The sequence below is a fragment of the Aminobacter sp. NyZ550 genome (assembly GCF_025628925.2).
Taxonomy (GTDB): domain Bacteria; phylum Pseudomonadota; class Alphaproteobacteria; order Rhizobiales; family Rhizobiaceae; genus Aminobacter; species Aminobacter ciceronei.
On sequence record NZ_CP114190.1, the window covers coordinates 2226313 to 2249847 of the forward strand.

Consider the following 23535-nt stretch of genomic DNA (forward strand, 5'->3'; position numbering starts at 1 on the left):
CCAAATGGACCGTGCCGCGCCGGAACCGGTTCTGAACTCCCGACTATGGAAAACAAACTTTTAAAGTTTTTGTCCGTCGGTAACCATTCGTTTACGGGCATCGTTAATCATACCCATCGAGACTTAAAGCCCGGTAAAGATTCTGGTTTTCGCCGTGAATGTGATCGGGTCGTGTCCGGAGTCGCTTAGGCAACCTTGTTAATGCAGCGCGTTAAGATGTTGACCGTGTGATTCATGATTGGATTCAAGAGGGTGTATGCGCCGGTTAAAATTTCTGATATGGTCTTCCATACGAAATTAGGTTTTGTTAACCATTCGATGGCAGCCTCCGATTCAGTAGCACTGGGCCGGTATGGATTAGACCGAGAAGACGTTCCGGCAGCAGAAAAGGGGATTTGAATGCGCGTTCTGCTGATAGAAGACGACAGTGCAACCGCACAGAGCATCGAACTGATGCTCAAATCGGAAAGCTTCAACGTCTACACGACCGATCTCGGCGAAGAAGGCGTCGATCTCGGCAAGCTTTATGACTACGACATCATCCTTCTCGACCTGAACCTGCCCGACATGTCGGGTTACGAGGTTCTGCGTACTTTGCGCCTGTCCAAGGTCAAGACGCCGATCCTGATCCTCTCCGGTATGGCCGGTATCGAGGACAAGGTGCGCGGCCTGGGCTTCGGCGCCGATGACTACATGACCAAGCCGTTCCACAAGGACGAGCTGGTGGCACGCATTCACGCCATCGTCCGCCGTTCGAAGGGTCACGCCCAGTCGGTCATCATCACCGGCGACCTGATCGTCAATCTCGACGCCAAGACGGTCGAAGTCGGTGGCCAGCGCGTGCACTTGACCGGCAAGGAATACCAGATGCTGGAGCTGCTCTCGCTGCGCAAGGGCACCACGCTGACCAAGGAAATGTTCCTCAATCACCTTTATGGTGGCATGGACGAGCCCGAACTGAAGATCATCGACGTCTTCATTTGCAAGCTACGCAAGAAGCTCGACGCTGCATCCGGTGGCCAGAACTTCATCGAAACTGTCTGGGGCCGCGGCTATGTGCTGCGTGAGCCGGAAGAACTTCGCGAAATTGCCTGATTTATTCTGGATACTTCAGTCAAAACCCGGCCTTCGTGCCGGGTTTTCTTTTTTCTGGGCACAGTTTCTCGCTAGGTGTCTGTCGTGCCAGGAGCGAAATCAGGCTGCGACGTCGAAGGCGCGAAAGCGGTCGAGCAGTTGCGGCCTGGTGAACGGCTTCAGAAGATAGCCCTGCGCGCCGGCACGCTTGGCGCGCATGATGGCGCCGATGTCGACCTCAGTCAGGCAGATGGCGATCTGCGGCTTGACACGGCCTTCGATGGCGCGGACACGGCGGATGAAGTCTGTGGTGCTCATGTCCTCGAGCCCGCCGTCGACGACGATGATGTCGGGCATGTCGTAGGCGCACATATCCAGCCCCTCGGCGCCGGATGCCGCCTCGACGACGACCATCTCGGAGCTGTTGAGGATGCGTTTGGCGACTTTGCGGATGACGCTCGAATCATCGACGAACAGGCAACGCTTCATATCCCGGTCCTTTTTGCGGGAGCCGAACGCGTCAGTCGCGCCGGATGCAACGTGACCTTAGCTGGGCGGCGTAAAGAAGCCGAAAACCCGAATGGTAAAATTCTTGGAAACTTCGGCGCGTGCGGTCGCGCCCAAGCGCGCGCACGCTGTCACGAGACCGTTGCCACCAGGCGATGACGACAATGCTTCGACAATACTGAAACGTCGTGCCGATTACTCGGCAGTGAGCAGGATCTCTTCCGGCGTGGCGTGGATCGAGATCGTCATGCCGGCTTCGCGCGCCAGCAGCAGCGTGTAGTAGGGCTGCACCGAATGGGCGTCGATCGGCTCGTCAGGCTTGTGGCCGGAGTGCAGCTCGAGGAATTTTGGCGGCACACGCAACATCGGGCCGCTGGCCGACAGGATGAATTTCGGCGCCGTCTCGACGGCTTCCAGCGTCACGCTGAGCTTGCCGCCGCGCGGTATCGCCGCATGGGCGACGAGCAAAAGGTTGAGCAGCAGCTTGACCTTGTTCTTGGGCAGCAGTGCGCGCCCGCCACTCCAGGTCAGTTCCGGCTTCTCGTTCTTGAGGAAGGCGGTCGCAACCGATTCCGCGTCGCCGGTGTCGATCAGCATGCCGGCCGAGCCAGCAGCACCAAAGGCGATGCGGGCGAACTGCAGCCGCGCCGAGGCGTTGCGGGCGCTGGTACGGATGAGGCGCATCGCGTCCTCGTCGGCGCCGCCCTCGTCGAGCAGTTCGAGGCCATTGTTGATGGCGCCGACCGGCGAGATGATGTCGTGGCAGACGCGGCTGCACAGCAGCGCTGCGAGGTCAGGGGCGGAAAGCGTCAACAACTCGGCCATGAACGGCATCCCTCGGGCAAAAAATGACTTGAACCACGATCTGGCGGCCTCGAAGCCCGACAGTACGAATCAGGGCTGGCCTTACAGTACTCTTGGTTACACAGCGCCGCCTCATGCGGCAAGAAACAGCCGGTAACGCTTGCGCGAAATGGTGGCTTTTCTGCGCAACTCCGGGCTTTTTAACGCCCGGTCGTGCCTTCGATCCGCCATCTTCGTAGGTCAGTTTAATGGTTGAAAAAGGATTACGGCATAGTTTGCCGAAGTTGGACTAGCCAGCCGCCATCAAGAGTAGCAGCGGGTCCGGGGCGTCGAGAAAGTGTGCTCCCTGACGGAGATTTGGAAGCATGATTTCCCGATTCTATGGCCGGACTTTTGCCCGGCTTGTTGCCGCGATGTTCGTCCTTGTCGGCGTTCTGGCATTTTCGACATCTGCGTCTCGCGCGCAGCAATATACCTCGCAGGAGATCCTTGATTCCGGCCATCGCTTTTTTGGCTCGACGTCTGGCGGTCTCGCCAGCGTGGTCGAGAAGGTTTTCGCGTCCTATGGCCTGCCGAACGGCTACGTGCTTGGCGAAGAGGGATCGGGTGCCTTTGTCGGCGGCCTGACCTATGGCGAGGGCACGCTCTACACCAAGAATGCCGGCGACCATAAGGTGTTCTGGCAGGGGCCGTCGCTGGGCTGGGATTTCGGCGGGCAGGGCTCGCGCACGATGATCCTGGTCTACAACCTGGACGACGTGAACAACCTCTATGACCGTTATGGCGGCGTCGCGGGTTCGGCCTATGTCGTTGCCGGCGTTGGCTTCAACGTCCTCAAGCGCGGCAACATTTTGCTCGTGCCCGTGCGTACCGGTGTCGGCGCGCGACTGGGCGTCAATCTTGGCTACCTGAAGTTGACCCAGCAGCCGACCTGGAATCCGTTCTGATTGTGTGAAGAACGGGTCGATTGGGCGCCATTTTGTTGCGGCGGTGCTGGATTCCTGCCATGGGAACATGGCAAACTCGCGCGTATCCGTAACGGGTAAAGTGCCTTGGTCCAGTCGATCCTCTTTTTCGTTCTTGGCTTCCTGACCGCCGGCTTTGTGGTGCTGCTGATTGCGCCGTCGGTCTGGCGGCGTGCCGTTTCGGTCACCCGCCAGCGGGTCGAAGCCAAGCTTCCGATGACCCTCGATGAAATCCGCGCCGACAAGGACAGTCTGCGCGCCGAGCATGCCATGGCGCTGCGCAAAGTCGAAGTTCAGCTCAAATCGGCGCAGGAAAAGCTCCTGACGCAGGCCGTCGAGCTTAGCCGGAGCCGTGAGGCGCAAAAGGCCCACTTCACCGACCATGCCGACAAGGATCGCACCGTCAGCGAACTGGAAGCCGCGCGCGGCAGCCTGAGCGAGGACATCGCCAAGCGCGACGAACAGATCAAGGCTCTTGCCGCCCAGCTCGTCGAAGCCGAAAGCATGCTGGAGAAGCGGGCACAGGAGATCGAGGAGATTGGCAGGCTGTATGACGAGGCCAGCCTGTCCTCGAGCAACCGCCAGATCGAGCTGGTCAGCCGCGAAAGCGAGATTGGCAAGCTCTGCGACGACATGTCGGCGCTGCGCAGCCAGCGCAAGGACACCGACAAGCGTGTCGTCGAACTCGAAGCCGACAACAAGGCCGTGCGCGAGGCGCTCCTGGCGGAATCCAAGCGCGCTGTCGAACTGGACAAGAGGTTGCAGCAGATGGTGTCTTCACTCAGTGACCGCGACGACAAGCTGGAGCGGCGCGAGGCGGAGCTCGGCCGGTTGCGCGAAACCGAACTCGCCCGCGTGCGCGAGCAGCTGAAGGGCCCGCAGGCCGCGCCGGAAACGGCAGCGGTCAATGGCACGGCGCAGGCGATGGAGCGGGAGCGCCTGGAAGGGCGGCTGACCACGCTGACGCGCGAGAACAAGCGGCTGAAGGGCGAGTTGGCGAAGGCAGGACGCACCAAGTCGTCGCCAAGCGAGGATTCGCAGCTGCGCGAGCAGATGCACGAACTGGCCGCCGAAGTCGTGGCGCTCACCGCTCGGCTCGAGGGCGCTGACTCGCCTATTGCCAAGGCGCTTGCCGCATCTGGTGAGGCCCGTACGCCCGTCGATGCGCCAGACGTGATCAGCCTTGCCGATCGCGTCCGGGCGCTGCAGAAACCTGTCCCCGCCGAATAGGCCTATTCTGATGCTTCGGTGAAGTGATGCAGCGCGATCGCCGATGCGGCCGCGACATTCAGGCTGTCGAAACCAGGCGCCATCCGGATCTTTGCCGTCGTCAGTCTTCTCAGCAGCGGCTCGGGCAAACCTTCGCCTTCGGTGCCGAGGTACAGCGCCAGCCGGGCGGGGCGCCTGATGCCCCTGATGTCGGCCTCGCCCGCGGGCGACAGCGCCAGCTGTTCGAAGCTGTGGCGGGTAAGTGCGTCGGCAAGCTCGCCGGCCGTGCCGCCTATGGCGAACGGCACCTTGAGCGCTGCACCGACTGAGACCCTGATTGCCTTGCGGTAGAGCGGGTCGCAGCAGGTCTGGTCGAGCAGCACCGCGTCGGCACCAAAGGCTGCCGCGTTGCGGAAGATCGAGCCGATATTGTCGTGGTTGGAGATCCCCACCGGCACCGCCACCAGCGCGCGTTCGGGCAGGGCGGCAAGCACGTCGTCGACTGAAGCCGTCGCTCCCTTGCGGCCGATGGCCAGGATGCCGCGATGCATGTGGAAGCCTGCAATGGCGTCCATGACGGCGCCCGAGGCGACGTAGACCGGCATGGCTTCGGGAGCAAGGGCGAGGGTCTGGCTCATACCGGCGAGGCGGTTTTCGAGCACCAGCACCGAATCCGCGTCGAAGCGCCGCGCTGCAAACAGCACGTTGAGAACGACCTTGCCCTCGGCGATGAAGCGCCCTTCGCGACCGACCAGATCGCGCTCGCGGATGTCGAGATAGGGGGCCACGCGCGGGTCGGCCGGGTCGTCGATGCGGATGATGTTCATGGTAGCTTCATAGCGGAGGGCAGTCCGCTATGGGAGCCTGGAAAGGCTTTGTCAGCTGAAGATCAGGCGTCCTCGAAGATGCCTTCCAGCGTGCCGAGCAGCTTGCGCACGGCTTCGGACTTGCAGGTGTAGTAGATCATCTGCCGGTCGCGACGTGTCTCGACCAGTTCCTCGTTGCGCAAGCGGGCCAGGTGCTGCGACAGCGCCGATTGGCTCAATGACACCTTTTCGGCAATCGCGCCGACCGACATTTCCGTGTCGAGCAGATGGCTCATGATCATCAGCCGCTTTTCATTGCCCATAAGTGTGAGCAAGGAAGCAGCAGCTTCCGCATTGGCCGTCAGTTTTTTCGGTTTCATGGGTACCCCGTGTATCAGTCATGCTTTCCGGCGTCATGGGGGCAACAACGACGGATTACCAAACCAGATGATCAATGGAATCAGCGATCAATCTGGCTAAAATAGGACAAATCAGCTTTCGCTGAAAAAATCAAGACTTCGCTGCGCGACCTTCTTTTGCCATTTCCACAAGGCTTCGCCTGAGATCGGCGGCCTCGGCAAGTAACGCAGGGAAAAGCACGCGTGCGGTCTCGTCGCCGGCGGCCAGATCCATGCCTTCAGGATCGAAGCCGCTGAGCACCCAGCCCTTGTCGTCGAGCCGGCCATAATGGGTGGCATAGATCGTGGTCGCTTCGGTGTGATCCGAATTCATGTGGTCGAGAGCCGACTGTTCGGCTGCCGCGATCGCGTCCACCGCGGGGCCGGCGAGCAGCAGGTCGTCGCGGCTCAACAGATAGGCCTTGCCGAAGCCGCCATTGAGGTTGGCGCGCTCGAGTTCCAGCCGAAAGACGGTAAAGTCGGTGAGGCCGATGTAGAGCTTGGCCTTGGGATTGCGGTTGACGTAGCGACGTTCGGCGCGGGCGTACTCCGGCGTGCCGCGTTCCAGCTTGCGCGCCCGGCAGAACAGCGTGATGCGCGGATGGGCGAGGGGATCACCCTTGCCGACCTCTCCGACCAAAAGCGAACAGACGGGATTGGCGACGATGCCCTTGGTGTGAGCGGATAAGCCTGAGATCAGGATCAGCGGCGTGCCGTCGACGTCGGTTGCGGTGCCGACCCGGCTGGCGAGTGGCGAGCCGGTTTCCGGCTCGATGACGGCAAGCGCACCATGGCGGGCCTTGCGCATCAGCGAACGCGCGAGCGCTGTCGCTTCCGCGGTGGTCTCCAGAAACACGTCCTTCTTGCGCTCTTCCACTGCTTCACCATCAAATATGACTAATTCAATCTACTTATCCAAGGTGGGCAGGCTTTGGCAAGGGGGTCGCTTCGCCACAAGCAAAACAGCCCCGGAAGCTTGCGCTGCCGGGGCTGCAGGATAGCCGATCCTGGGACGGCTGGCGCCTATTTCGGCGCCATGCGAATGGCACCGTCGAGGCGAATGGTCTCGCCATTGATCATTTGGTTCTCGACGATGTGCAATGCCAGCGCACCATATTCCGACGGTTCGCCCAGACGTGGCGGGAACGGAACGGCGGCACCCAACGAGTCTTGCACCTCCTGCGGCATCGCCGCCATCATCGGCGTCTTGAAGATGCCGGGCGCGATGGTGGCGACACGGATGCCCGAACGCGAGAGATCGCGGGCGATCGGCAGCGTCATGCCGACGACGCCGCCCTTGGAGGCGGAGTAGGCGGCCTGGCCGATCTGGCCGTCATAGGCGGCGACCGAGGCGGTGTTGATGATGACGCCGCGCTCGCCGCCGGCCAGCGGTTCGAGCTTGGAGGCTGCGTCGGCAAACAGCCGGATCATGTTGAAGGAGCCGATCAGGTTGACCTCGATCACCTGGCGGAAGACGCTGAGCGGATGCGGACCGTCCTTGCCGACAGTCTTCACGCCGACGGCGATGCCGGCGCAGTTGACCAGGATACGGGCCGTGCCGAGCTTGGCTTCCACTTCGGCAAATGCCGTGACAGCGCTTTCTTCATTGCTGACATCGCAGCGCACGGCGACACCGCCGATGTCGGCGGCGACCTTCTCGGCGCGTTCGAGGCTGAGATCGAAGATCGCGACCTTGGCGCCCTTGGCAGCGAGTGCGCGCGCGGTGGCTTCGCCAAGGCCGGAGCCGGCGCCGGTGACCACTGCAATCTGCCCGTTTGGATTCATGTCAGCCTGTCCTCTTCTGCTGTTACTGAATTAGCAAGATGGGCGGCACGGGCAAGTCATCGGCGGCTAGGCCGGCTCGGTCGTGCGTTGCGGTGTCTTGGCCAGGTTGGCGTGGCAGACCTCGCCCGTCAATTCGGCAACCGCGCCCGGCACGATCTCATGCGCCAAGAGGCGGTTAAGGTCGACCGGCCGCGGCATCTCGATCTGACCGCGCGGAATGCGCACGAAACCGAGCGGGCCGTAATAAGGCTCGTCGCCTACGAGTATGACGGCGGGTTCGCTGGATTTTTCCGCTGCTGCGAGCGCCATGGCGACCAGCTTGCGGCCGATGCCCATGTTCTTGAAGTCGGGGCGCACGGCAAGCGGGCCCAACATCTGTGCCCGGCCGGCGCCGGCGGCGATTGGCGTCATCCTGACCGAGGCGATGACCTGGCCACCATGCATGGCGACGAAGGACAGCGAGCGGTCGTGCGGACCGCCTTCGCGGATCTTGTAGGCCGCGCGTGTGAACCGACCCGGGCCAAAGGCCTCGGCGTTGATTTCATCGATTTCGAGATCGTGCGCCGGAGCTTCCGGCATGTAGGTGACGTCGGCGAGGGTCATGTTTTTTGCAATCCGGTACGTGGGATGAGGTGCCGCGGGGCATGCCGCAGCAGTCGCAAGTCAGCGCTTCAAGCGCGTGCGCTCATTCGTCGTCGGTCGACCCGGATATTTGCAAAGCAATGTGACATCGAAATGCCCGCTACCATCATTTTCGGCGCCCGTCCATCGTGCATTTGGCCGATGTGCGTCCTGCGTTGACAATCCGTTCAGCGAGTTGCGCTTCGGCTTCGGTCGCCGGGCACCTACATCGTGGCAAACGAAAGGATTTCACGATGGGATTGCTGGTTGAAGGCAAATGGCAGGATCGCTGGTACGACACCAAGTCGACAGGCGGCAAATTCGTGCGCTCGCATTCGCAATGGCGCGATTTCGTCACCGTCGACGGCATGCCGGCGGCAGGCCGGACACGTGGCTTCAAGGCCGAACCGGGGCGCTACCACCTCTATGTTTCGCTCGCCTGTCCCTGGGCGCACCGGACGCTGATTTTCCGCGCGCTGAAGAAGCTAGAAGACATCATCTCGGTGTCGGTCGTCCATCACTACATGGGCGAGAATGGCTGGACGTTCCGCAGTGATGACGGCGCCACTGGCGACACCCTCTACGGCCTCGACTACCTGCACCAGATCTACACCATGGCCGATCCGACCTATTCGGGCCGCGTCACAGTGCCGGTGCTGTGGGATAAGAAGGAAAAGACGATCGTTTCCAACGAGTCGTCCGAGATCATCCGGATGCTGAACCAGGCTTTCGACGCGTGGGGCGACGCCGCGGTTAACTTTTACCCCGAGCCGCTGCGCGGCGAGATCGATGCGGTCAACGAGCTTGTCTATCCCTCGATCAACAACGGCGTCTACCGCGCCGGTTTCGCCACCAGCCAGACCGCCTATGAGGAGGCATTCAACGAACTGTTCGCCGCGCTCGACACGCTGGAAGACCGCCTCTCACGCCAGCGCTATCTCGTCGGCAACACCCTGACCGAGGCCGACTGGCGGCTGTTCACGACGCTGGTGCGCTTCGACCCGGTCTATGTCGGACACTTCAAGACCAATCTGCGCCGGATCGCCGACTACCCGAACCTGTCGAACTACCTGCGCGACCTCTACCAGGTGCAAGGCGTCGCCGAGACGGTGAACATGCTGCACATCAAGGCACATTATTACGGCAGCCACACCGGCATCAACCCGACCGGTATCATCCCGCTTGGGCCGGAGATCGACCTCGACGCGCCGCACAACCGGGGGAAGTTGCTGAAGGCGGCTTGAGTTGCCTGCGCTGAGTGCCAAGCCTTCATGGTGCGCCTGTCGAACCATGAGGGCGTGGAGCGCGTCAGGGTAGTCGGGGTCGAATGCCCAGGTGCAGACCTTTCGATTCATGCTCGGATGCCAACACCATCAGCCGCTTGTCGTCTGGAGAGCGGAAGTTGGCCGGAACTCGACGCAACTGCCGGGAAGGCGACCAATCGGGTGGAGGTTTCTTGGTTGGCAACGACCAGAATTCGCATTGCCGTCTCTCCACCCAGTGCTTGCGCGAAGAACAGCATCCCTCTCTCACCAATAGGGCGATGCTTCCTTGCCCTCGAACACCTCGGCAATCCGCCGCCGCGTCGCCGGCGTCGTGCCCTCCGGCAACGCGTCGAGCGGGAAAAATCCTGCCTCGGCGATCTCGTGGTCGGGTTGCTTCGGCCTGTCCTGCCGGAAGGCCTCGATCAGGTAGAAACCGACATGATCCCGCTTTGTCGCCTGCTTGTTGAGGTGGATCGACCTGAGGATGGGCGGCGCGGTGAGAACGATGTTGCCTTCCTCCTCCAGTTCACGCGCCAGCGACTCGACAAAGGTCTCGCCGATCTCGACGCCGCCACCCGGCAACTGCCAGCCAGGCACGTAGGTGTGGCGGATCAGGAAGACCGAGTTGGTGGCGGTGTCGTGGACGAGGCCGCGCACGCCGAGCGTCATCGGCCGCCGCAGCAGGAAATAGAAGTGGAACAGCCTTCCGCGCAGCCGCGCCCATGAACCCTGGCGAGGGGAAGTGGCGACATTGCTCATCAGGCATGCCGCCATGGGTGGAAAGCTTGGAACGCGTGACCTAAAAGGAAACGATGTTCAGGCTTGCGCATATTTCCGACGTCCATCTTGGTCCGCTTCCGGATGTAACCTATCGCGACCTCGCCTCCAAGCGCATGGTCGGCTACGTCAATTGGCAGCGGAACCGCCGCCGGCATCACCATGACGGCATTGTCGATGCCATCGTCGCCGACCTCAAGGTGCAGGCGCCCAACCACCTCGCGGTAACAGGCGATCTGGTCAATCTGGCGCTCGATGGCGAAATCGCGCTGGCGCGGCTGTGGCTCGAAACGCTGGGCGAACCAGCCGATGTCTCGGTCGTGCCGGGCAATCATGATGCCTATGTGCCCGGGGCCTTCGACAAGGCCTGCCATGCCTGGGCGCCGTGGATGCATGGCGACGGCGTGCATGGCGCGATCAGTTCGACGAGCTTTCCCTATCTGCGCGTGCGGCAGGGTGTTGCGCTGATTGGCGTGTCGACGGCGCGCGCGACGGCTCCCTTCATGGCCAGCGGCTTCTTTCGCGAAGGGCAGGCAGAGCGGCTGGGCAGGGTCCTCGACGAAACAGGCAGGCGCGGCCTTTTCCGGGCGATCATGATCCACCATCCGCCCGTTCGCGGCGCTGTGGGCCAGCACAAGCGCCTGTTCGGCATCGGCAAGTTCCAAAAGCTGGTCAGACGACATGGCGCCGAGCTGGTGCTTCACGGCCACTCGCATCTGCCGACGCTGCACTGGATCGACGGGCGCGACGGGGCCGTGCCTATCATCGGCGTTGCCGCTGCCGGACAGGCGCCGGGAGGCCACAAGCCGGCGGCGCAATTCAACCTTCTCGACATCTCCGGCCAGGCGGGGAACTGGAATATCAGGCTTACCCGTCGTGGTCTGTCCGGACCGGCGATGCCGTCGGCCGAGATCGGAACCTTCGATTTGAGCGCAGCGGTTCCGCGCTCGGCTGCATTGGTCAGGGAATGACGCCGACGGCAGCGAGGCGCAGCCAGTAAAGCGCCGCCATGACGGCGATGCCGATGGCGGCCCCGGCAACAAGCAGGCCAAAACCCGCCATGATGCCCGGAAGGGCTGGCCTGTGCCGCAGCGGTGGCTCGGCATCAGCCACGGGGCTCCTGGCGAAGCCTGCCAGTGCTGGTTCCGCACCACCCTCCATCATCTGCTGGCGCTCGACGATGCGTTCGGCAATGTAGCGCGTCACCTGGTCGGCGATGCGCTTGGCGTCGGTGGATTCGGCCAGCACGACCCGGCCGACGCGGGTGTCGCGGACGAAGCGGAAGGTGCGGCGGTCGCGGCCGAGGCCGACATGGCTCACCGCGTCGATCCACAGCCTGGGCTGCAGGCCCGAAGAGATAACGAAATCGAAGTTGTCGATGTCCTTGGGCACGTCGGCGAAAACCGGCTCAAGCTCGGCGGCAAGCAGTTCAAGCCGCATGCGGTGGGCATCGCGCAGGTCGACGACCACGTCGCTCCGGTCGGCATTGGCGTTCTTGACGTCGCGGATGGCGTCCGCCAGCGGGTGCGCCTGCTTCAGTGCGGTCGCCCTGTCGTCGCTCATCACCTGTTGCCTCGGATCATGTTTAAGCAACCGTTAACATAGCCACGATCGCGGCGGAATTGTAACCTGCGTGAACTCATTTTCGCTGGCCGAGAAGGAGCTGAAAACGGTTGCCCCGCAGGCGTTTAGAAGCGGCGACGCATCAATTGATAGATCAGCTGTCGCAGGCGGCAACCACTGGCAGGCGACGCTGGCGTCGGCGGACCATGCGGCTGACGATGTCGGCCACGAGCGCCGGAGTTTCCTCCGGCAGCATGTGACCAATTTCCAGCACATGGTGGATGAGGAAGCCCGAAGGCAACGCGTCGGCATGGCTGTAGGGCAGTACGGCATCGTCCGTGCCCCACACCACCATCACCGGCATCGTCAGCGTCGCCAGGTTTTCACGCGGGATCACGCCTTGCTTGTCTTCGGCGGTCATTGCCGCGGCAAAGGCGATCAGCTTTTCCGTCTGGCCGGGTCGGCTGCGCATCTCGATAAGATCGCGGACCGCCGCTTCGGGCACGGTGCTGTCGGGGCTCGACATTTCGGCGAGGCAGGCGCGGATTTCTTCGGCGCAGGCGGCAGCCGCATAGCGCCTGAGCAGCGGGCCGTTGATTTCAGGGCCGTAGCCGCCCGGTGCAAGCAAGGTCAGCGAGGCGACCCGTTCGGGATCGAACAGTGCTGCAAGCGTCGCCACCGCACCGCCCATCGAATGGCCGACGAAATGGGCGCGGTCTATGCCACGCGCCGCGAGATCGGTCAGAACGGCCGTCGCCGCCACCTTGGCCGAACCGGCCTTGGGATAGTCGAGCGAAAGCCCGTGCCCCGGCAGGTCATAAGCGATGGTGGTGAATGCGCCGTTCAGTTGGGTAACGACGTCGTCCCAAACACTGCCAATTCCGCCGAAGCCGTGCAGCAGGACGACTATAGTCTTGCCGCTTCCCCGAACGACGGCATGGATGGGGTAATTCATTTTTGCTCAAAAGGTCGGATAGAAATTCACGAAAAGTTGTAAACTGAAAGTAGCAAGTTGTAAAACAAGGTATGAGCGCCAAACGCGCAAATTTATTTATGCAGGAAATACGCCTGAAAGCCAGCGAGGCTCAGGTCTGGTGGCCCAAGCCGGCTGCGCGCAGCGCCTTGGTCAGCGCCTTCGTCAGTTCCGCAGGGTATTTGCCCTTGGTGAAGGTGGCTGCCGGGTCGTTCGCGAAAACCGGGTAACGCGTCGCAATCTCCTTTGACAGTTCGGAAGCCTGCTTGGCGTCGCCGACGAAGTTGGCGGCGATCAGGCGCGCGGCCACGTAATGCGGTTTCTTGTTCGTCGCCAGAGCACTGGCAGCGCGGGCAGCGGCGTAGCGGTTGCCGAGCATAAACTCGCCCAGGAACAGGCCGTAATCCCACCAGCCGGGATGCGCGCTGGCGCTTTCGACGGCGCGCTTCATGATCGGCACGCCGTCGCTGTAGCTGCCGCCGAGAATGAGCGCATAACCATAGGATGCCGCCATGGTCAGGTCGTATGTGTTGAGTTCATAGGCCTTGCGCATCCACCTGATGGACTCGGTGCGATCGCCGGTCCGCGTCTGCAGATAGCCATAGGCGCGATGGGCGTAGGGGCTGGTCGAGCCCATCTGAACGGCGCTGTGGGCTAGCGCGTAGGCGCCCTCGGTCGTCGCATTGGGCGGGTAGGGATAGTTGTCGGTGACCGCTTCCAACTGCAGCGAGGCCAACTCGGCGTAGACGACAGGCGACTTGGCGCTGCGCTTGGAGAGGTCGTCCATGCACTGATAGGCGGCGCGGTGCTTGGTGGCGTTCTGGTCCATGTAATAGGCACCGCTAAGCAGCAGGCAGGCCGTCAGTCCGCGCTGCAGTCCGTTCTGCTCGATGAAACTGTAGATCATGCCGGAAGCCGGGATGGCCGAAGAGACGATGTCGGCGATGCGATCGTCGATGACATCAGGGCTGATCTCTTGCGGCGAGAGCACGCGCGACAAGAGGATGCGGCCGCTGGCCATGTGCTGCAGCTCGACCAGCACCGATCCGGCGCTTGGGCCGGTATCGACGGTGAAGTCGAAATCGGTGGCATCGGCGCGCCTGACCGTATCGGACCGTTCGCGGGCTATCAGGTCGATGGTGTCGAAGCCGGACAGTGCCGTGCGCAGCACCGTTGCCACGCGCGCCGTCTGTCCGCCCTCGGAACTCGAATGGATGTGCACGGCTGGCAGCTGGTCGACAGTGTCGTTGATGCTCGAAGTGGCACCGCGGAAGTTGTTCAGCCCGGCAACCTCGAAGCCGATCGGGCCGCCGATGTTGCGGAAGACAAGGATGCCGAGCATGACGATGACCAGCGCCATAGCCGCCCAGAAGTAGCGCAACTGCCGCTTGACGCTGGTGCCGGAGTAGGCCGGGGCGGCCTGAGCCTCCTCGGCATGATGCGGCTCGTTCTCGGTAAGGCCTGATTCGACCCGGGCCAGCACCGCAGTCGAACCGTTGTGCTGTGCTTCGGCGGGGCGAGGGGACGCTGGAGGAAACTCGGCGAGCGCCTCATAGGTCGGGACATAGCTGCCGCGCGGTATGCCGATGCGGATCGGATCGTTGCTGCCCTCAGCGGCATAATAATGTGCCAGAAGCTCGCGCAGGCGTCCTGCCTGAACACGGACGACGGCATCGGTCGCCGAATCGAACTCGGCGTCCTTGCCGAAGACGTCGACCGCGATGGCAAATCCCTTCAATCGCTCGGCTTCGCCGGCGAGCTCACGTTCGACAATATAGCGCAGCAGCTTGCGTGCCCGGTCGGACCGGCCAAAGGTCTCGCTGGCAACAAGCCGCTCAAGCGCTTCGCGCACTGCGGGGGCAGCAGGCGTGGAGGCAACCAAGTGTCGACCCTTTTCCAACCGGTACGAACGGCCTGATCATAGTCGGCTGGCGTCAGTGTACAAGCGCGCTCAGCAACGATGCACAAATGCCCCGCCCGTTATCCACGGGCGAGGCTTCTGCGGACTGCAGTTAGACTTATCTCGACACGATCCGGTTGGCTGCGGAAACCACAGCCTCAAGTGAAGCGGCGACGATATTCGTGTTGATGCCGGCGCCGAAGAGGCGTCCGGCCGGATGTTCGACTTCCATGTAGCAAATGGCGGAGGCGTTCGATCCGCGCTGGATCGAGTGCTCGGAATAGTCGAGCACCGACAGATCTATGCCGATGTGGCGGGAAAGCGCGTCGACGAAGCCGTCGATCGGGCCGTTGCCGGTGCCCTTGATGACGATTTCCTTGCCATTGTCGAGGATGGTCGCTTCGACGACCCGGCGGCCTTTCACCTCGGTGTCGGGGAAGGTCTGGTGATCGACGAACTTTATCCGGGCGCCCGGCTGGTCGACATAGCGCTCGAGGAACCGCTCGTGGATGCGCTTCGGCGACACTTCCTTGCCTTCGCTGTCAGTGATCTGCTGGATGTCCTGGCTGAATTCGACCTGCAGCGAGCGCGGCAGGTTGAGGCCGTAGTCGGCCTGCAGCACATAGGCTATGCCGCCCTTGCCGGACTGCGAGTTGATGCGAATGATCGCCTCGTAGCTGCGGCCGACGTCCTGAGGGTCGATCGGCAGGTAGGGCACTTCCCACAGTGGCTTGTTGGCGACCTTGATCGCCTTCATGCCCTTGTTGATGGCGTCCTGGTGCGAGCCGGAAAAGGCGGTGTAGACCAGTTCGCCGACATAAGGGTGGCGCTCCGGAATGACCATCTGGTTCGAATATTCGTAGACCTGCTTGATCCGCTCGATATCCGAGCAGTCGAGCATCGGGTCGACGCCTTGCGTGAACATGTTGAGCGCCAGTGTCACGACGTCGACGTTGCCGGTGCGCTCACCATTGCCGAACAGCGTGCCTTCGACACGGTCGGCGCCAGCCATCAGGCCGAGTTCGGTGGCGGCGATGCCGGTGCCACGGTCGTTGTGCGGGTGCAGCGAGATGATCAGCTTTTCGCGATTGTCGAGGTTGCGGCACATCCATTCGATCTGGTCGGCATAGATGTTGGGTGTCGCCATCTCGACGGTCGAGGGCAGGTTGATGATCAGCTTGTTGTCGGGCGTCGGCTTGACGATCTCGGCGACTGCATTGCAGATCTCCAGTGCGACTTCGAGTTCGGTGCCGGTGAAGCTTTCCGGCGAGTACTGGAAGCGATAGCCGCCGCCGGCCTTGGCGGCCATGTCGGTGATCATCTTGGCAGCGTCGGTGGCGATCTGCTTGATGCCCTGGACATCCTTGGCGAACACCACGCGGCGCTGCAACTCACTGGTCGAGTTGTAGAAATGCACAATCGGCTTGTGTGCACCTTCGAGCGCCTCGAAGGTGCGGGTGATCAGTTCCGGGCGGCATTGGACGAGAACCTGCAGCGACACGTCGTCGGCGACATTGCCTTCCTCGATGCACCAGCGGGCAAAATCGAAGTCGGTCTGCGACGCCGAGGGGAAGCCGATCTCGATTTCCTTGAAACCCATGTCGAGCAGCAGCTGGAACATGCGCGCCTTGCGGTCGTGGCCCATCGGATCGACGAGCGACTGGTTGCCGTCGCGCAGGTCGACCGAGCACCAGATCGGCGCCTTGTCGATGGTTCTGGACGGCCAGGTCCGGTCGGGCAGGTCGATCTTGTGGTAGGGCTGGTACTTAATGGCGGCGGACGGCATGCCAGCACTTCGGCCGGAAGCGGGAGTGGTCTTGCTCATTGTCGGTCTCGTTCTCTTGGCCGCCATGCACGACAACGCGCGCATGCTTCAGCGGTCTTTAATCAGAAATTCGGTTCTGTTGTGAAGAGCAAAGGAGCATATGCCTCGGCGGCAATTCGACCGCCGGACGCTCCCTTAACGAGCCCGGCGATCGCCGATAAGGCCGAGAAGAAGAAGAGCCGAGGAAAGGGCGCGCAGTGTCTCGCCCGCAAAAGCGGCCGGACGGGAAATTTCATTGATCTTGCGCGACGACATGGCGCTCTCTTACAGGAGGCGCATGGACCGCGCAAGCCCGCCCGGCACGATGCGCGGTGCTGTATCCGGCCTTTCTGACGCAGCAGCTTCCGGATCAGGCCTTGTGCAGGCGCAGCGGGCTGACCTTCTCGCGCGTGATGATGCCCTTCGCCTCGAGATCGAGCTGCACCGCCTTGGTCCACCAGCCCGACTTGGCGCCGTCGGGATAGAGCTGCTCGGGCAGGCGGCCGCGCACGCATTCCTGCATTTCGGCGACGGTCATTCCAGGTGATTTCGCCGGCAGTACCTCAAGGATCGCCTGCTTCATCGCCTGGTACATGGCAGCATCTGCCGGCTTGGCCTGTCTGGGATGGTTGACGTTCTCGATGATGATTTTCGCTGGGGTATGAGATTCCATGTCTGCTCTCCTTCCTCGTCTGACGATCAAAGGACGAAAGCAGACGGCCCGATCCTACAGGGGCGAGGCCTTTTTTCGGCCGCTCAGTCCTTGATCGCGCGAGCCACCAGCCGCGCCAGCGCCGGGCCGAACACCAGCACGATCAGAAAGCGCAGCATCTGCAGCGTCAAGACGAAGGACAGGTCGACGTCCTTGGAGGCGGCGGCGATGATGGCGATGGAATCCATGCCGCCGGGGCTGGTCGCGAGGTAGGCGGTCAGTGGGTCGACACCGAGGATGAGGTGCAGGCCAAAGGCCAGCGCGCCGCAAAAGGCCATCAGGGCGGCGATGGAGCCGACCACCTGAGGCAGGGCGCGTGCGGCGTGGCGCAGGATAGGCCGGGTGAAGTTGAGCCCGATCGACCAGCCGATCAGCGTGTAGCCGATGGCCAGCAGCCATTCCGGCAGTTGCAGCTCGACGCCGAAGCCGAGATGGACTACCGCACCAACCAGCATCGCGCCGACGAAGTAGGGCGAGGGGATGCGCAGAAGATGGCCAAGCGTGCCGCCGACAATGGCGACGCCGATCATCGCGCCGAATGCCGGCCAGGCGATGGCCGGGAACCACTCGATCCCTGGCGCTTCGACGCCTGACGTGTCGACCCAGAGCCGTGCGATGACCGCGGCGGCGATCGAAACCATGATGACGCGCAGATACTGCATGAAGGCGACGAGCCGCGCGTCGGCGCCGAAGGCGTCGGCCATCAGCACCATGGCGGTCGCGGCGCCCGGCGCCGACCCCCAGACGGCCGTCGTGCCGGGCAGCACCTTCAGCCGCGAGATGAACCAGCCGAGGAAGCTGCTCGCGGCGACGGTGGCGATGGCCGCGCTCAGGAACAGCGGCCATTCGGCGGCGAAGGTGACGAAGATGTCTGCAGAAATCGAACTGGCGACGAGGCAGCCGATGAGTGCCTGCGCCGAAACGAAAAGCGGCCGCGGCACCCGCACCGTGGCGCCGCTGCTGCCGAGTACGATGGCGACCAGCATCGGCCCGACAAGCAGGGCGGCCGGCAGGTGCACGAGCTCGAACAGTCCGGCAAGCAGAACCGAACAGATGAGCAGCAGGGCCCATTGCACCAAAGGCTTCGTATCGGTGAGCGGAGCGGCAGGCTGCGGGTCAGGCTTCATGCCGTCGTCTTAGACCTATTCGGGATGATGTGTCAGCCCGTGTTGTCCGCAGATGCAGCGCCAGGCAACCCTCGTTCCTCTGCCGAACGTCCAACGTCGCATTGACAGCGTAGGCAAAGTTCATACGCTCGCCGCTCCACACAGTCGGCAACGAGGTGCCACCGCCAAAAGGGAGGTGCGTACCGATGACGAAATTCACCCGCCGCATGACATTGGCCCTCGGGCTTTCTGCTGCTTCGCTGCTGGCCTTGGCGCCGCAGGCCATAGCCCAGAAATTCCCGGACCGGACGGTGACCCTGGTGGTGCCCTTGCCGCCGGCGGCTCGACCGATGTCGTCGCCCGCATCATCGAGCAGAAGATGTCCGATGATCTCGGCCAGCAGGTCATCGTCGAGAATGTCGAGGGTGCCGGCGGCAACATCGGCGCCGACCGTGTCGCCCGCGCCGAACCGGATGGCTACACCATCCTGATGGGCACGGTTGCCACGCACGCGCTCAACCCCGCTCATCCTCAAGACCAAGCCCTACGATCCGGAAAAGGATTTTACCCCTGTCTCGCTGCTTGTCGTCGTGCCCAATGTGCTCGTCGTCAACCCGCAGCTGTCGGTCAACAACGTGCAGGAGCTGATCGCGCTGTTGAAGGCCGAGCCCGACAAATATGCCTATGCCTCGTCAGGCAACGGCACGCCGCTGCATCTGTCAGGCGAACTGTTCAAGGCAATGGCCGGCGTCGGCATCCAGCACATTCCCGACAAGGGTGCTGGTCCGGCGCTGAACGACGTCGTCGGCAACCAAGTGCCGATCATGTTCGACAATCTGCCGTCCTCGTCCTCGCACATCAAGGGCGGCACGCTGAAGGCGCTGGGCGTCACCACGGCCGAGCGGGCGCCGTCCTTCCCCGACGTACCGACAATCGCCGAAGCCGGCGTGCCGGGCTATGAGACCTATACCTGGAACGCGCTGTTTGCGCCCGCCGGCACGCCGAAGGAGGTTGTCGATCGCCTGAATGCCTCGGCCAACGAGGCGATGACCGACCCGGCCGTCATCGTAGACTGAGCTGGCCGCCGTGCAGTTGTGACAACCGAAGTGCTTCAGTCGGGTATCGACGTCATCGGCATCGAGGCACAGCGCTGTCGTCCGCGAGCACTCCGAAGCGGATGCCGGGGCTCAGAACAGATAATCCGTTCAGCGGCTTGCCCGGAATTTCTACGATCCTGATTCACTGCCACTCTTCATATGACGGCGCGTGTCGCGGACGTATCGCACACATCGCCCCTCTGTACAGCTGTGCTTCTCAACCGGTTGCGCCGCAAGGCTCGGGCATTTCTCTCCCGCATCCCCATCGCCCGCAACTCGCCTCGCCACCGGATTATTGAGTCATCGCGTCAGTTTAGGTCCATCGGCTATCGATCAGATTCAGCTTGTACGCGGCCATTTGCAAGAGCATGATGCAAATCATTCGCATTTGCAAATGGCTCGGGATGGTTGAAATGCCGACATGGTTTGGGGAGCGGCTCAGCCGCAGGCTGGTGCTGGCAGGCGGCATCTGCACTGCGGGGGCAACGGCTGCAGGCGTCACAGCAGCGGTGGGGCAGGCGTCCCATGATGGCCATGCGGCCGGTGCCGCTCGGCCGCCTTCGAGCACTGACGCCTATCCGACTCCGGCAGGTGACCATAGCGGCGCCCATGGCGCGATGGTCACCGTCGGCGAGGTCGACAGTGCCCGCAACGGCTTCGATCCGGCCAAGATGCTGACCGATTGGGATGTCGGCACGACATCAACCTTACCTGACGGGCGCACGCTCAGGACCTTCGAGATCGTTGCCGAAGACAAGGAAATCGAGATCGCGCCAGGCGTGATGTTCCCGGCCTGGACCTACAATGGCCGCGTTCCCGGCCCGGCCCTGCGCGCCACCGAAGGCGAGCGCCTGCGCATCGTGTTCAAGAACTACGGCTCGCATCCGCATTCGATGCACTTCCACGGCATCCACGCCGCGCGCATGGACGGCGTGCCGGGTGCCGGCCTGATCAATCCCGGCGATGAGTTCATCTACGAGTTCGACGCCAAGCCGTTCGGCTGCCATCTCTATCATTGTCACGCGCTGCCGCTGAAGCGGCACATCCACAAGGGCATGTACGGCGCCTTCGTCATCGATCCCGATCCGGCGCGCCACCCTGAGCAGGCCGATGTCGCCCGTTCGCGGCTCTACGGCTCGCCGGAGAATGCCGGCTGGCAGGAATTCGTCATGGTGATGAATGCCTTCGACACCAACTTTGACGGCGAGAACGAGTTTTATGCCGTCAACACGGTGGCGCACACCTACATGAACACGCCGATCCGCATCGCCAGGAACAAGCCGGTGCGGATCTACCTGATCAATGTCGTCGAGTTCGACCCGATCAATTCGTTTCACCTGCATGCCAATTTCTTCGATTATTTCGACCAGGGCACGACGTTGACGCCAACGCTGAGGACCGTCGACCTGATCACCCAGTGCCAGGCCCAGCGCGGCATCATCGAGTTCACTTTCGCCGAGCATGAGACCGGTCTCTACATGTTCCATCCGCACCAGTCAGAATTTACCGAGCTGGGCTGGGTCGGCATGTTCGATGTCGTGGAGGACGTGGCATGAGGGACGCGCCCATTTCCGAGACCGAAGCCGAACTGCCGGGTTCTGCATCGCCACGCCGTGCGCTGTGGTGGATCATCCTGCCGCTGCTCGCCTTTGCCGCGGCCATTGCGGTTCTGGTTTCAATCAATCCGCTGGCGTCCTTCAACAACGGCACGCCACCGGTCGAAGACATTGCCTTCGAGCGCGTCATCCTCGGCAGCGACGGCATTCGCGTCCTGGTCCGCGCCGGCGGCTCGGAGCCGATGACGATCGCCCAGGTCCAGGTCGACGATGCCTATTGGCAATTCACCCAGGATCCACCAGGACCGTTGGCGCGAGGTTCTTCCGCCTGGATCCAGGTGCCGTTCCCCTGGGTGCTCGGCGAGGCGCATGCGATCAACCTGGTGACCAATACCGGCACCACCTTCGCCCATGACATTCCGGTTGCGGTGGCAACACCCATTGCCACCAGCTCCAGCCTGTTGTCGCAGGCGATCCTCGGCATCTTCGTCGGCGTCGTGCCGGTGGCGATCGGCCTGATGTTCTATCCCGCCTTGCGCGGTGTCGGACGCAACGGCATGAATTTTCTCCTTGCCGTGACCGTCGGCCTGCTCGCTTTCCTGATGGTCGATGCCATCGGCGACGCCTTCGAGCTTGCGGCCGAATCGGCTGCAGTCTTTCAGGGCAACGCGATGGTGGTTCTGGCCGCTGCGGCGAGCTTCCTGATCCTGATGGGCATCGGTCGGCGCAACGGCGCGCCAAAGGGCTTGGCGCTCGCCACCTATATCGCCATCGGCATCGGCCTGCACAATTTCGGCGAGGGCCTGGCGATCGGCGCGGCGTTCGCGGCAGGTGCGGCCGGGCTTGGCACCTTCCTGGTGATCGGCTTCACCTTGCACAACGTAACCGAAGGCATCGGCATCGCAGCCCCCATCCTGCGCGAGCGCATCGCGCTCTGGACCTTCGCCTGGTTGACGCTGCTGGCCGGCGGGCCGGCGGTGCTGGGCCTGTGGATCGGCAGCCTGGCGTTTGCGCCGCAATGGTCGGCACTGGCGCTTGCCATCGGCGCCGGCGCGATACTTCAGGTCATCGTCGAGGTGACAGCCATGATACGCCGCCGCGAAGGGCCTGAGGGCGATGGCCAGTTCAGCCCGGCAGTCATGTCAGGCCTCGCTGCCGGCGCCGGCTTCATGTACCTCACCGCGATGCTGGTGAAGATCTAGAGGGGCTAGCCTCCGGACGAGTCCAGCCCGAAGCCGCCAACCGGCTCGGTCTCGATGCTGGTGTCGAAGCCGGCGATGATCGGCATTGCCCGGCTAATCGCCGCCTTGACCTCGGGCAGTTGCAACGAGGCCTTGTGGCTTGCGCTGCTGTCCCAGACCTCGGATATCCAGATCGCGTCGGCGTCGGCTGGATCCCTGGCGACGACATAGCTCAGGCATCCCGGCATGGCACTGGTGCTTCCAAGCAGGATGCCGAGCAGTTCGTCGCGCTTGCCGGCCTGGGCCCGCATCTTCCCTATCAATCCGTACATCTCAGGACTCGCATCGCTTCGTTGCCCGGATTGTGCTTGCGAGGCAGCACTTGTCCAGCCTGACGGCCGAGGTCCGCGGTTCAAGCCGACATCATCCTGACAAACGGGCCAGAGTTCAGCAAAGGTAGCTCAGGCGAAGGGAACCGCCACCGTGCCCTTGGGCAGCTTGGCTTCGTCATCCGGCTCGACATGGATGATGATGCGCACGGAGGGAATTTCCTCCTTCAGCGCATCCTCGATGCGGTCGCAGATGACATGGCTTTCGCCGACGCTCATGTCGGCGTCGACGACGAGATGGAACTCGATGAAGGTGGCGCGGCCGGCAATGCGGGTCTTGAGGTCGTGAACCTCGATCGCGCCCTTGGAGTTGGCCGAGATGATGTCGCGGATGCGCATGTGGTCTTCCAGTTCGACGGCGCGGTCCATCAGCCCGTTCATCGACGAACTCATGACGTGCCAGCCCTGCCACAGGATGTTGAGCGCCACGATGACCGCAAGCACCGGGTCGAGGATCGTCCAGCCGGTGGTAATTGCGCCGACCAGGCCGACAAGCACGCCGGCCGACGTCACCACGTCGGTCATGATGTGATGGCCGTCTGCGACCATCGCCGGCGAGCGCTCTGCGCGGCCGACGCGGATCAGCATGGTGGCCCAGATCGCATTCACCACGGCGGCAATACCGTTGATGCCGAGGCCGAGCCAGGGCTGCTCGGGGTCCATCGGCGTGCCCCAGCTGCGCCAAACCTCGAACAGGATCAGCAAGGCCGCGACGATGATCAGCACGCCTTCGAGCACGGCCGAGAAGTACTCGGCCTTGTGGTGGCCGTGCTGGTGGTCGAGATCGGCGGGCTTGTGGCTGACCTTGATTGCCCAGAAGGCGGCCATCGCAGCAACCACGTTGACGATCGATTCCAGCGCGTCCGAATAGAGCGCCACCGAACCCGTCAGCCACCAGGCGACGAATTTCAGCCCCATCACGGCGCCGCCGATGATGATCGACCAGAAAGCCAGTCTTGCGACGCGCTTCTTGGCCGATGTCGGCTGGCTGCCGCTGGCTGAAAATCCCTTCGTTTCGGTCTGGACCATGATCTCGCTTGATG

The 23535-nt window shown here is 62.7% G+C and carries 23 protein-coding genes and 1 pseudogene; 8 read left to right on the forward strand and 16 right to left on the reverse strand.

Translation table 11 applies throughout. The features are described 5' to 3' along the window. The first annotated feature begins 399 nt into the window (after positions 1-399). A complete protein-coding gene (ctrA, locus tag N7E70_RS10970) occupies positions 400-1095 on the forward strand; it encodes a response regulator transcription factor CtrA (protein WP_067959158.1) in 696 nt (231 codons plus the stop codon). 99 nt (positions 1096-1194) lie between these two features. On the opposite strand, the gene N7E70_RS10975 is transcribed toward ctrA, so the two are convergent. Both N7E70_RS10975 and chpT read right to left on the reverse strand, forming a co-directional pair. Next, the gene (locus N7E70_RS10975) at positions 1195-1563 is read right to left on the reverse strand and encodes a response regulator (RefSeq protein WP_067959161.1); all 369 of its coding nucleotides are present in this window, start codon (positions 1561-1563) and stop codon (positions 1195-1197) included. 213 nt (positions 1564-1776) lie between these two features. Next, positions 1777-2406 carry a histidine phosphotransferase ChpT gene (gene chpT / locus N7E70_RS10980; protein WP_067966240.1) on the reverse strand — a complete coding sequence of 210 codons (630 nt, stop codon included), beginning with the start codon at positions 2404-2406 and terminating at the stop codon, positions 1777-1779. Positions 2407-2750: 344 nt separating this feature from the next. On the opposite strand from chpT, the gene N7E70_RS10985 reads away from it, so the two are divergent. Both N7E70_RS10985 and N7E70_RS10990 read left to right on the forward strand, forming a co-directional pair. After that, positions 2751-3332, forward strand: coding sequence for a DUF1134 domain-containing protein (locus tag N7E70_RS10985; protein ID WP_067959164.1), 582 nt, complete (start codon positions 2751-2753; stop codon positions 3330-3332). 105 nt (positions 3333-3437) lie between these two features. Next, positions 3438-4580, forward strand: coding sequence for a hypothetical protein (locus N7E70_RS10990; protein WP_263006356.1), 1143 nt, complete (start codon positions 3438-3440; stop codon positions 4578-4580). A gap of 2 nt (positions 4581-4582) precedes the next feature. Here N7E70_RS10990 and N7E70_RS10995 read toward each other — a convergent pair whose 3' ends face one another. From N7E70_RS10995 to N7E70_RS11015, 5 genes are all read right to left on the reverse strand, one after another. Beyond that, positions 4583-5386 carry a TrmH family RNA methyltransferase gene (locus tag N7E70_RS10995; protein ID WP_263006357.1) on the reverse strand — a complete coding sequence of 268 codons (804 nt, stop codon included), beginning with the start codon at positions 5384-5386 and terminating at the stop codon, positions 4583-4585. A gap of 62 nt (positions 5387-5448) precedes the next feature. Next, positions 5449-5745 carry an ArsR/SmtB family transcription factor gene (locus N7E70_RS11000; RefSeq protein WP_109575469.1) on the reverse strand — a complete coding sequence of 99 codons (297 nt, stop codon included), beginning with the start codon at positions 5743-5745 and terminating at the stop codon, positions 5449-5451. Between the two features lie 130 nt (positions 5746-5875). Further along, positions 5876-6640: a HugZ family pyridoxamine 5'-phosphate oxidase gene (locus N7E70_RS11005; RefSeq protein WP_185910341.1), complete on the reverse strand. Its 765-nt coding sequence runs from the start codon at positions 6638-6640 to the stop codon at positions 5876-5878. Between the two features lie 146 nt (positions 6641-6786). Beyond that, complete coding sequence (locus N7E70_RS11010; protein ID WP_067959179.1) at positions 6787-7548, reverse strand: 3-hydroxyacyl-CoA dehydrogenase; 762 nt, start codon at positions 7546-7548, stop codon at positions 6787-6789. A 66-nt stretch (positions 7549-7614) separates the two neighbouring features. Further along, a complete protein-coding gene (locus N7E70_RS11015; protein WP_067959181.1) occupies positions 7615-8151 on the reverse strand; it encodes a GNAT family N-acetyltransferase in 537 nt (178 codons plus the stop codon). 272 nt (positions 8152-8423) lie between these two features. Here N7E70_RS11015 and N7E70_RS11020 point away from each other — a divergent pair, with 272 nt between their 5' ends. Continuing rightward, positions 8424-9413, forward strand: a complete 990-nt coding sequence (locus N7E70_RS11020) for a glutathione S-transferase family protein (RefSeq protein WP_182575826.1) — start codon at positions 8424-8426, stop codon at positions 9411-9413. A 285-nt stretch (positions 9414-9698) separates the two neighbouring features. Here the strand turns inward: N7E70_RS11020 and N7E70_RS11025 are convergent, their stop codons facing one another. Then, positions 9699-10193: an NUDIX domain-containing protein gene (locus N7E70_RS11025; RefSeq protein ID WP_263006358.1), complete on the reverse strand. Its 495-nt coding sequence runs from the start codon at positions 10191-10193 to the stop codon at positions 9699-9701. A 53-nt stretch (positions 10194-10246) separates the two neighbouring features. Between N7E70_RS11025 and N7E70_RS11030 the strand changes: the two genes are divergently transcribed. Continuing rightward, the gene (locus N7E70_RS11030; protein WP_263006359.1) at positions 10247-11182 is read left to right on the forward strand and encodes a metallophosphoesterase family protein; all 936 of its coding nucleotides are present in this window, start codon (positions 10247-10249) and stop codon (positions 11180-11182) included. Here N7E70_RS11030 and N7E70_RS11035 read toward each other — a convergent pair. The 6 genes from N7E70_RS11035 to N7E70_RS11060 form a co-directional block, all read right to left on the reverse strand. Next, complete coding sequence (locus N7E70_RS11035; RefSeq protein WP_263006360.1) at positions 11172-11774, reverse strand: hypothetical protein; 603 nt, start codon at positions 11772-11774, stop codon at positions 11172-11174. The genes N7E70_RS11030 and N7E70_RS11035 overlap by 11 nt on opposite strands. Positions 11775-11928: 154 nt before the next feature. Beyond that, positions 11929-12729, reverse strand: coding sequence for an alpha/beta fold hydrolase (locus tag N7E70_RS11040; protein ID WP_263006361.1), 801 nt, complete (start codon positions 12727-12729; stop codon positions 11929-11931). Positions 12730-12859: 130 nt separating this feature from the next. Further along, positions 12860-14629: a tetratricopeptide repeat protein gene (locus tag N7E70_RS11045; RefSeq protein ID WP_263006362.1), complete on the reverse strand. Its 1770-nt coding sequence runs from the start codon at positions 14627-14629 to the stop codon at positions 12860-12862. Between the two features lie 136 nt (positions 14630-14765). Further along, positions 14766-16433: a 2-isopropylmalate synthase gene (leuA, locus tag N7E70_RS11050; protein ID WP_263006525.1), complete on the reverse strand. Its 1668-nt coding sequence runs from the start codon at positions 16431-16433 to the stop codon at positions 14766-14768. Between the two features lie 388 nt (positions 16434-16821). Continuing rightward, positions 16822-17124 carry a DUF6958 family protein gene (locus tag N7E70_RS11055; protein WP_263006363.1) on the reverse strand — a complete coding sequence of 101 codons (303 nt, stop codon included), beginning with the start codon at positions 17122-17124 and terminating at the stop codon, positions 16822-16824. An 83-nt stretch (positions 17125-17207) separates the two neighbouring features. Further along, positions 17208-18290 carry an AbrB family transcriptional regulator gene (locus N7E70_RS11060; RefSeq protein WP_263006364.1) on the reverse strand — a complete coding sequence of 361 codons (1083 nt, stop codon included), beginning with the start codon at positions 18288-18290 and terminating at the stop codon, positions 17208-17210. A 185-nt stretch (positions 18291-18475) separates the two neighbouring features. On the opposite strand from N7E70_RS11060, the pseudogene N7E70_RS11065 reads away from it, so the two are divergent. The 3 genes and pseudogenes from N7E70_RS11065 to N7E70_RS11075 form a co-directional block, all read left to right on the forward strand. Continuing rightward, positions 18476-19333 (forward strand): annotated as a pseudogene (locus N7E70_RS11065) (Bug family tripartite tricarboxylate transporter substrate binding protein); the annotation flags it as partial. Positions 19334-19779: 446 nt separating this feature from the next. Then, positions 19780-20922: a multicopper oxidase domain-containing protein gene (locus tag N7E70_RS11070; RefSeq protein WP_442866509.1), complete on the forward strand. Its 1143-nt coding sequence runs from the start codon at positions 19780-19782 to the stop codon at positions 20920-20922. Continuing rightward, positions 20919-22124 carry a ZIP family metal transporter gene (locus tag N7E70_RS11075; protein ID WP_263006366.1) on the forward strand — a complete coding sequence of 402 codons (1206 nt, stop codon included), beginning with the start codon at positions 20919-20921 and terminating at the stop codon, positions 22122-22124. Before N7E70_RS11070 ends, N7E70_RS11075 begins: the two co-directional genes overlap by 4 nt. Before the next feature lie 5 nt (positions 22125-22129). Here N7E70_RS11075 and N7E70_RS11080 read toward each other — a convergent pair whose 3' ends face one another. Together N7E70_RS11080 and N7E70_RS11085 are read right to left on the reverse strand one after the other, a co-directional pair. Next, positions 22130-22435 carry a putative quinol monooxygenase gene (locus tag N7E70_RS11080; RefSeq protein ID WP_263006367.1) on the reverse strand — a complete coding sequence of 102 codons (306 nt, stop codon included), beginning with the start codon at positions 22433-22435 and terminating at the stop codon, positions 22130-22132. A 129-nt stretch (positions 22436-22564) separates the two neighbouring features. Then, complete coding sequence (locus N7E70_RS11085; protein WP_182575821.1) at positions 22565-23521, reverse strand: cation diffusion facilitator family transporter; 957 nt, start codon at positions 23519-23521, stop codon at positions 22565-22567. Between the last annotated feature and the right edge of the window lie 14 nt (positions 23522-23535).

Bases quoted from the DNA above. Each gene is read 5' to 3' on its own strand.
- ctrA (WP_067959158.1), top strand. From the start codon at position 400: ATGCGCGTTCTGCTGATAGAAGACGACAGTGCAACCGCACAGAGCATC.
- N7E70_RS10975 (WP_067959161.1), bottom strand. From the start codon at position 1,563: ATGAAGCGTTGCCTGTTCGTCGATGATTCGAGCGTCATCCGCAAAGTC.
- chpT (WP_067966240.1), bottom strand. From the start codon at position 2,406: ATGGCCGAGTTGTTGACGCTTTCCGCCCCTGACCTCGCAGCGCTGCTG.
- N7E70_RS10985 (WP_067959164.1), top strand. From the start codon at position 2,751: ATGATTTCCCGATTCTATGGCCGGACTTTTGCCCGGCTTGTTGCCGCG.
- N7E70_RS10995 (WP_263006357.1), bottom strand. From the start codon at position 5,386: ATGAACATCATCCGCATCGACGACCCGGCCGACCCGCGCGTGGCCCCC.
- N7E70_RS11000 (WP_109575469.1), bottom strand. From the start codon at position 5,745: ATGAAACCGAAAAAACTGACGGCCAATGCGGAAGCTGCTGCTTCCTTG.
- N7E70_RS11010 (WP_067959179.1), bottom strand. From the start codon at position 7,548: ATGAATCCAAACGGGCAGATTGCAGTGGTCACCGGCGCCGGCTCCGGC.
- N7E70_RS11015 (WP_067959181.1), bottom strand. From the start codon at position 8,151: ATGACCCTCGCCGACGTCACCTACATGCCGGAAGCTCCGGCGCACGAT.
- N7E70_RS11020 (WP_182575826.1), top strand. From the start codon at position 8,424: ATGGGATTGCTGGTTGAAGGCAAATGGCAGGATCGCTGGTACGACACC.
- N7E70_RS11025 (WP_263006358.1), bottom strand. From the start codon at position 10,193: ATGAGCAATGTCGCCACTTCCCCTCGCCAGGGTTCATGGGCGCGGCTG.
- N7E70_RS11030 (WP_263006359.1), top strand. From the start codon at position 10,247: ATGTTCAGGCTTGCGCATATTTCCGACGTCCATCTTGGTCCGCTTCCG.
- N7E70_RS11035 (WP_263006360.1), bottom strand. From the start codon at position 11,774: ATGAGCGACGACAGGGCGACCGCACTGAAGCAGGCGCACCCGCTGGCG.
- N7E70_RS11040 (WP_263006361.1), bottom strand. From the start codon at position 12,729: ATGAATTACCCCATCCATGCCGTCGTTCGGGGAAGCGGCAAGACTATA.
- leuA (WP_263006525.1), bottom strand. From the start codon at position 16,433: ATGCCGTCCGCCGCCATTAAGTACCAGCCCTACCACAAGATCGACCTG.
- N7E70_RS11055 (WP_263006363.1), bottom strand. From the start codon at position 17,124: ATGGAATCTCATACCCCAGCGAAAATCATCATCGAGAACGTCAACCAT.
- N7E70_RS11060 (WP_263006364.1), bottom strand. From the start codon at position 18,290: ATGAAGCCTGACCCGCAGCCTGCCGCTCCGCTCACCGATACGAAGCCT.
- N7E70_RS11070 (WP_442866509.1), top strand. From the start codon at position 19,780: ATGCCGACATGGTTTGGGGAGCGGCTCAGCCGCAGGCTGGTGCTGGCA.
- N7E70_RS11075 (WP_263006366.1), top strand. From the start codon at position 20,919: ATGAGGGACGCGCCCATTTCCGAGACCGAAGCCGAACTGCCGGGTTCT.
- N7E70_RS11080 (WP_263006367.1), bottom strand. From the start codon at position 22,435: ATGTACGGATTGATAGGGAAGATGCGGGCCCAGGCCGGCAAGCGCGAC.
- N7E70_RS11085 (WP_182575821.1), bottom strand. From the start codon at position 23,521: ATGGTCCAGACCGAAACGAAGGGATTTTCAGCCAGCGGCAGCCAGCCG.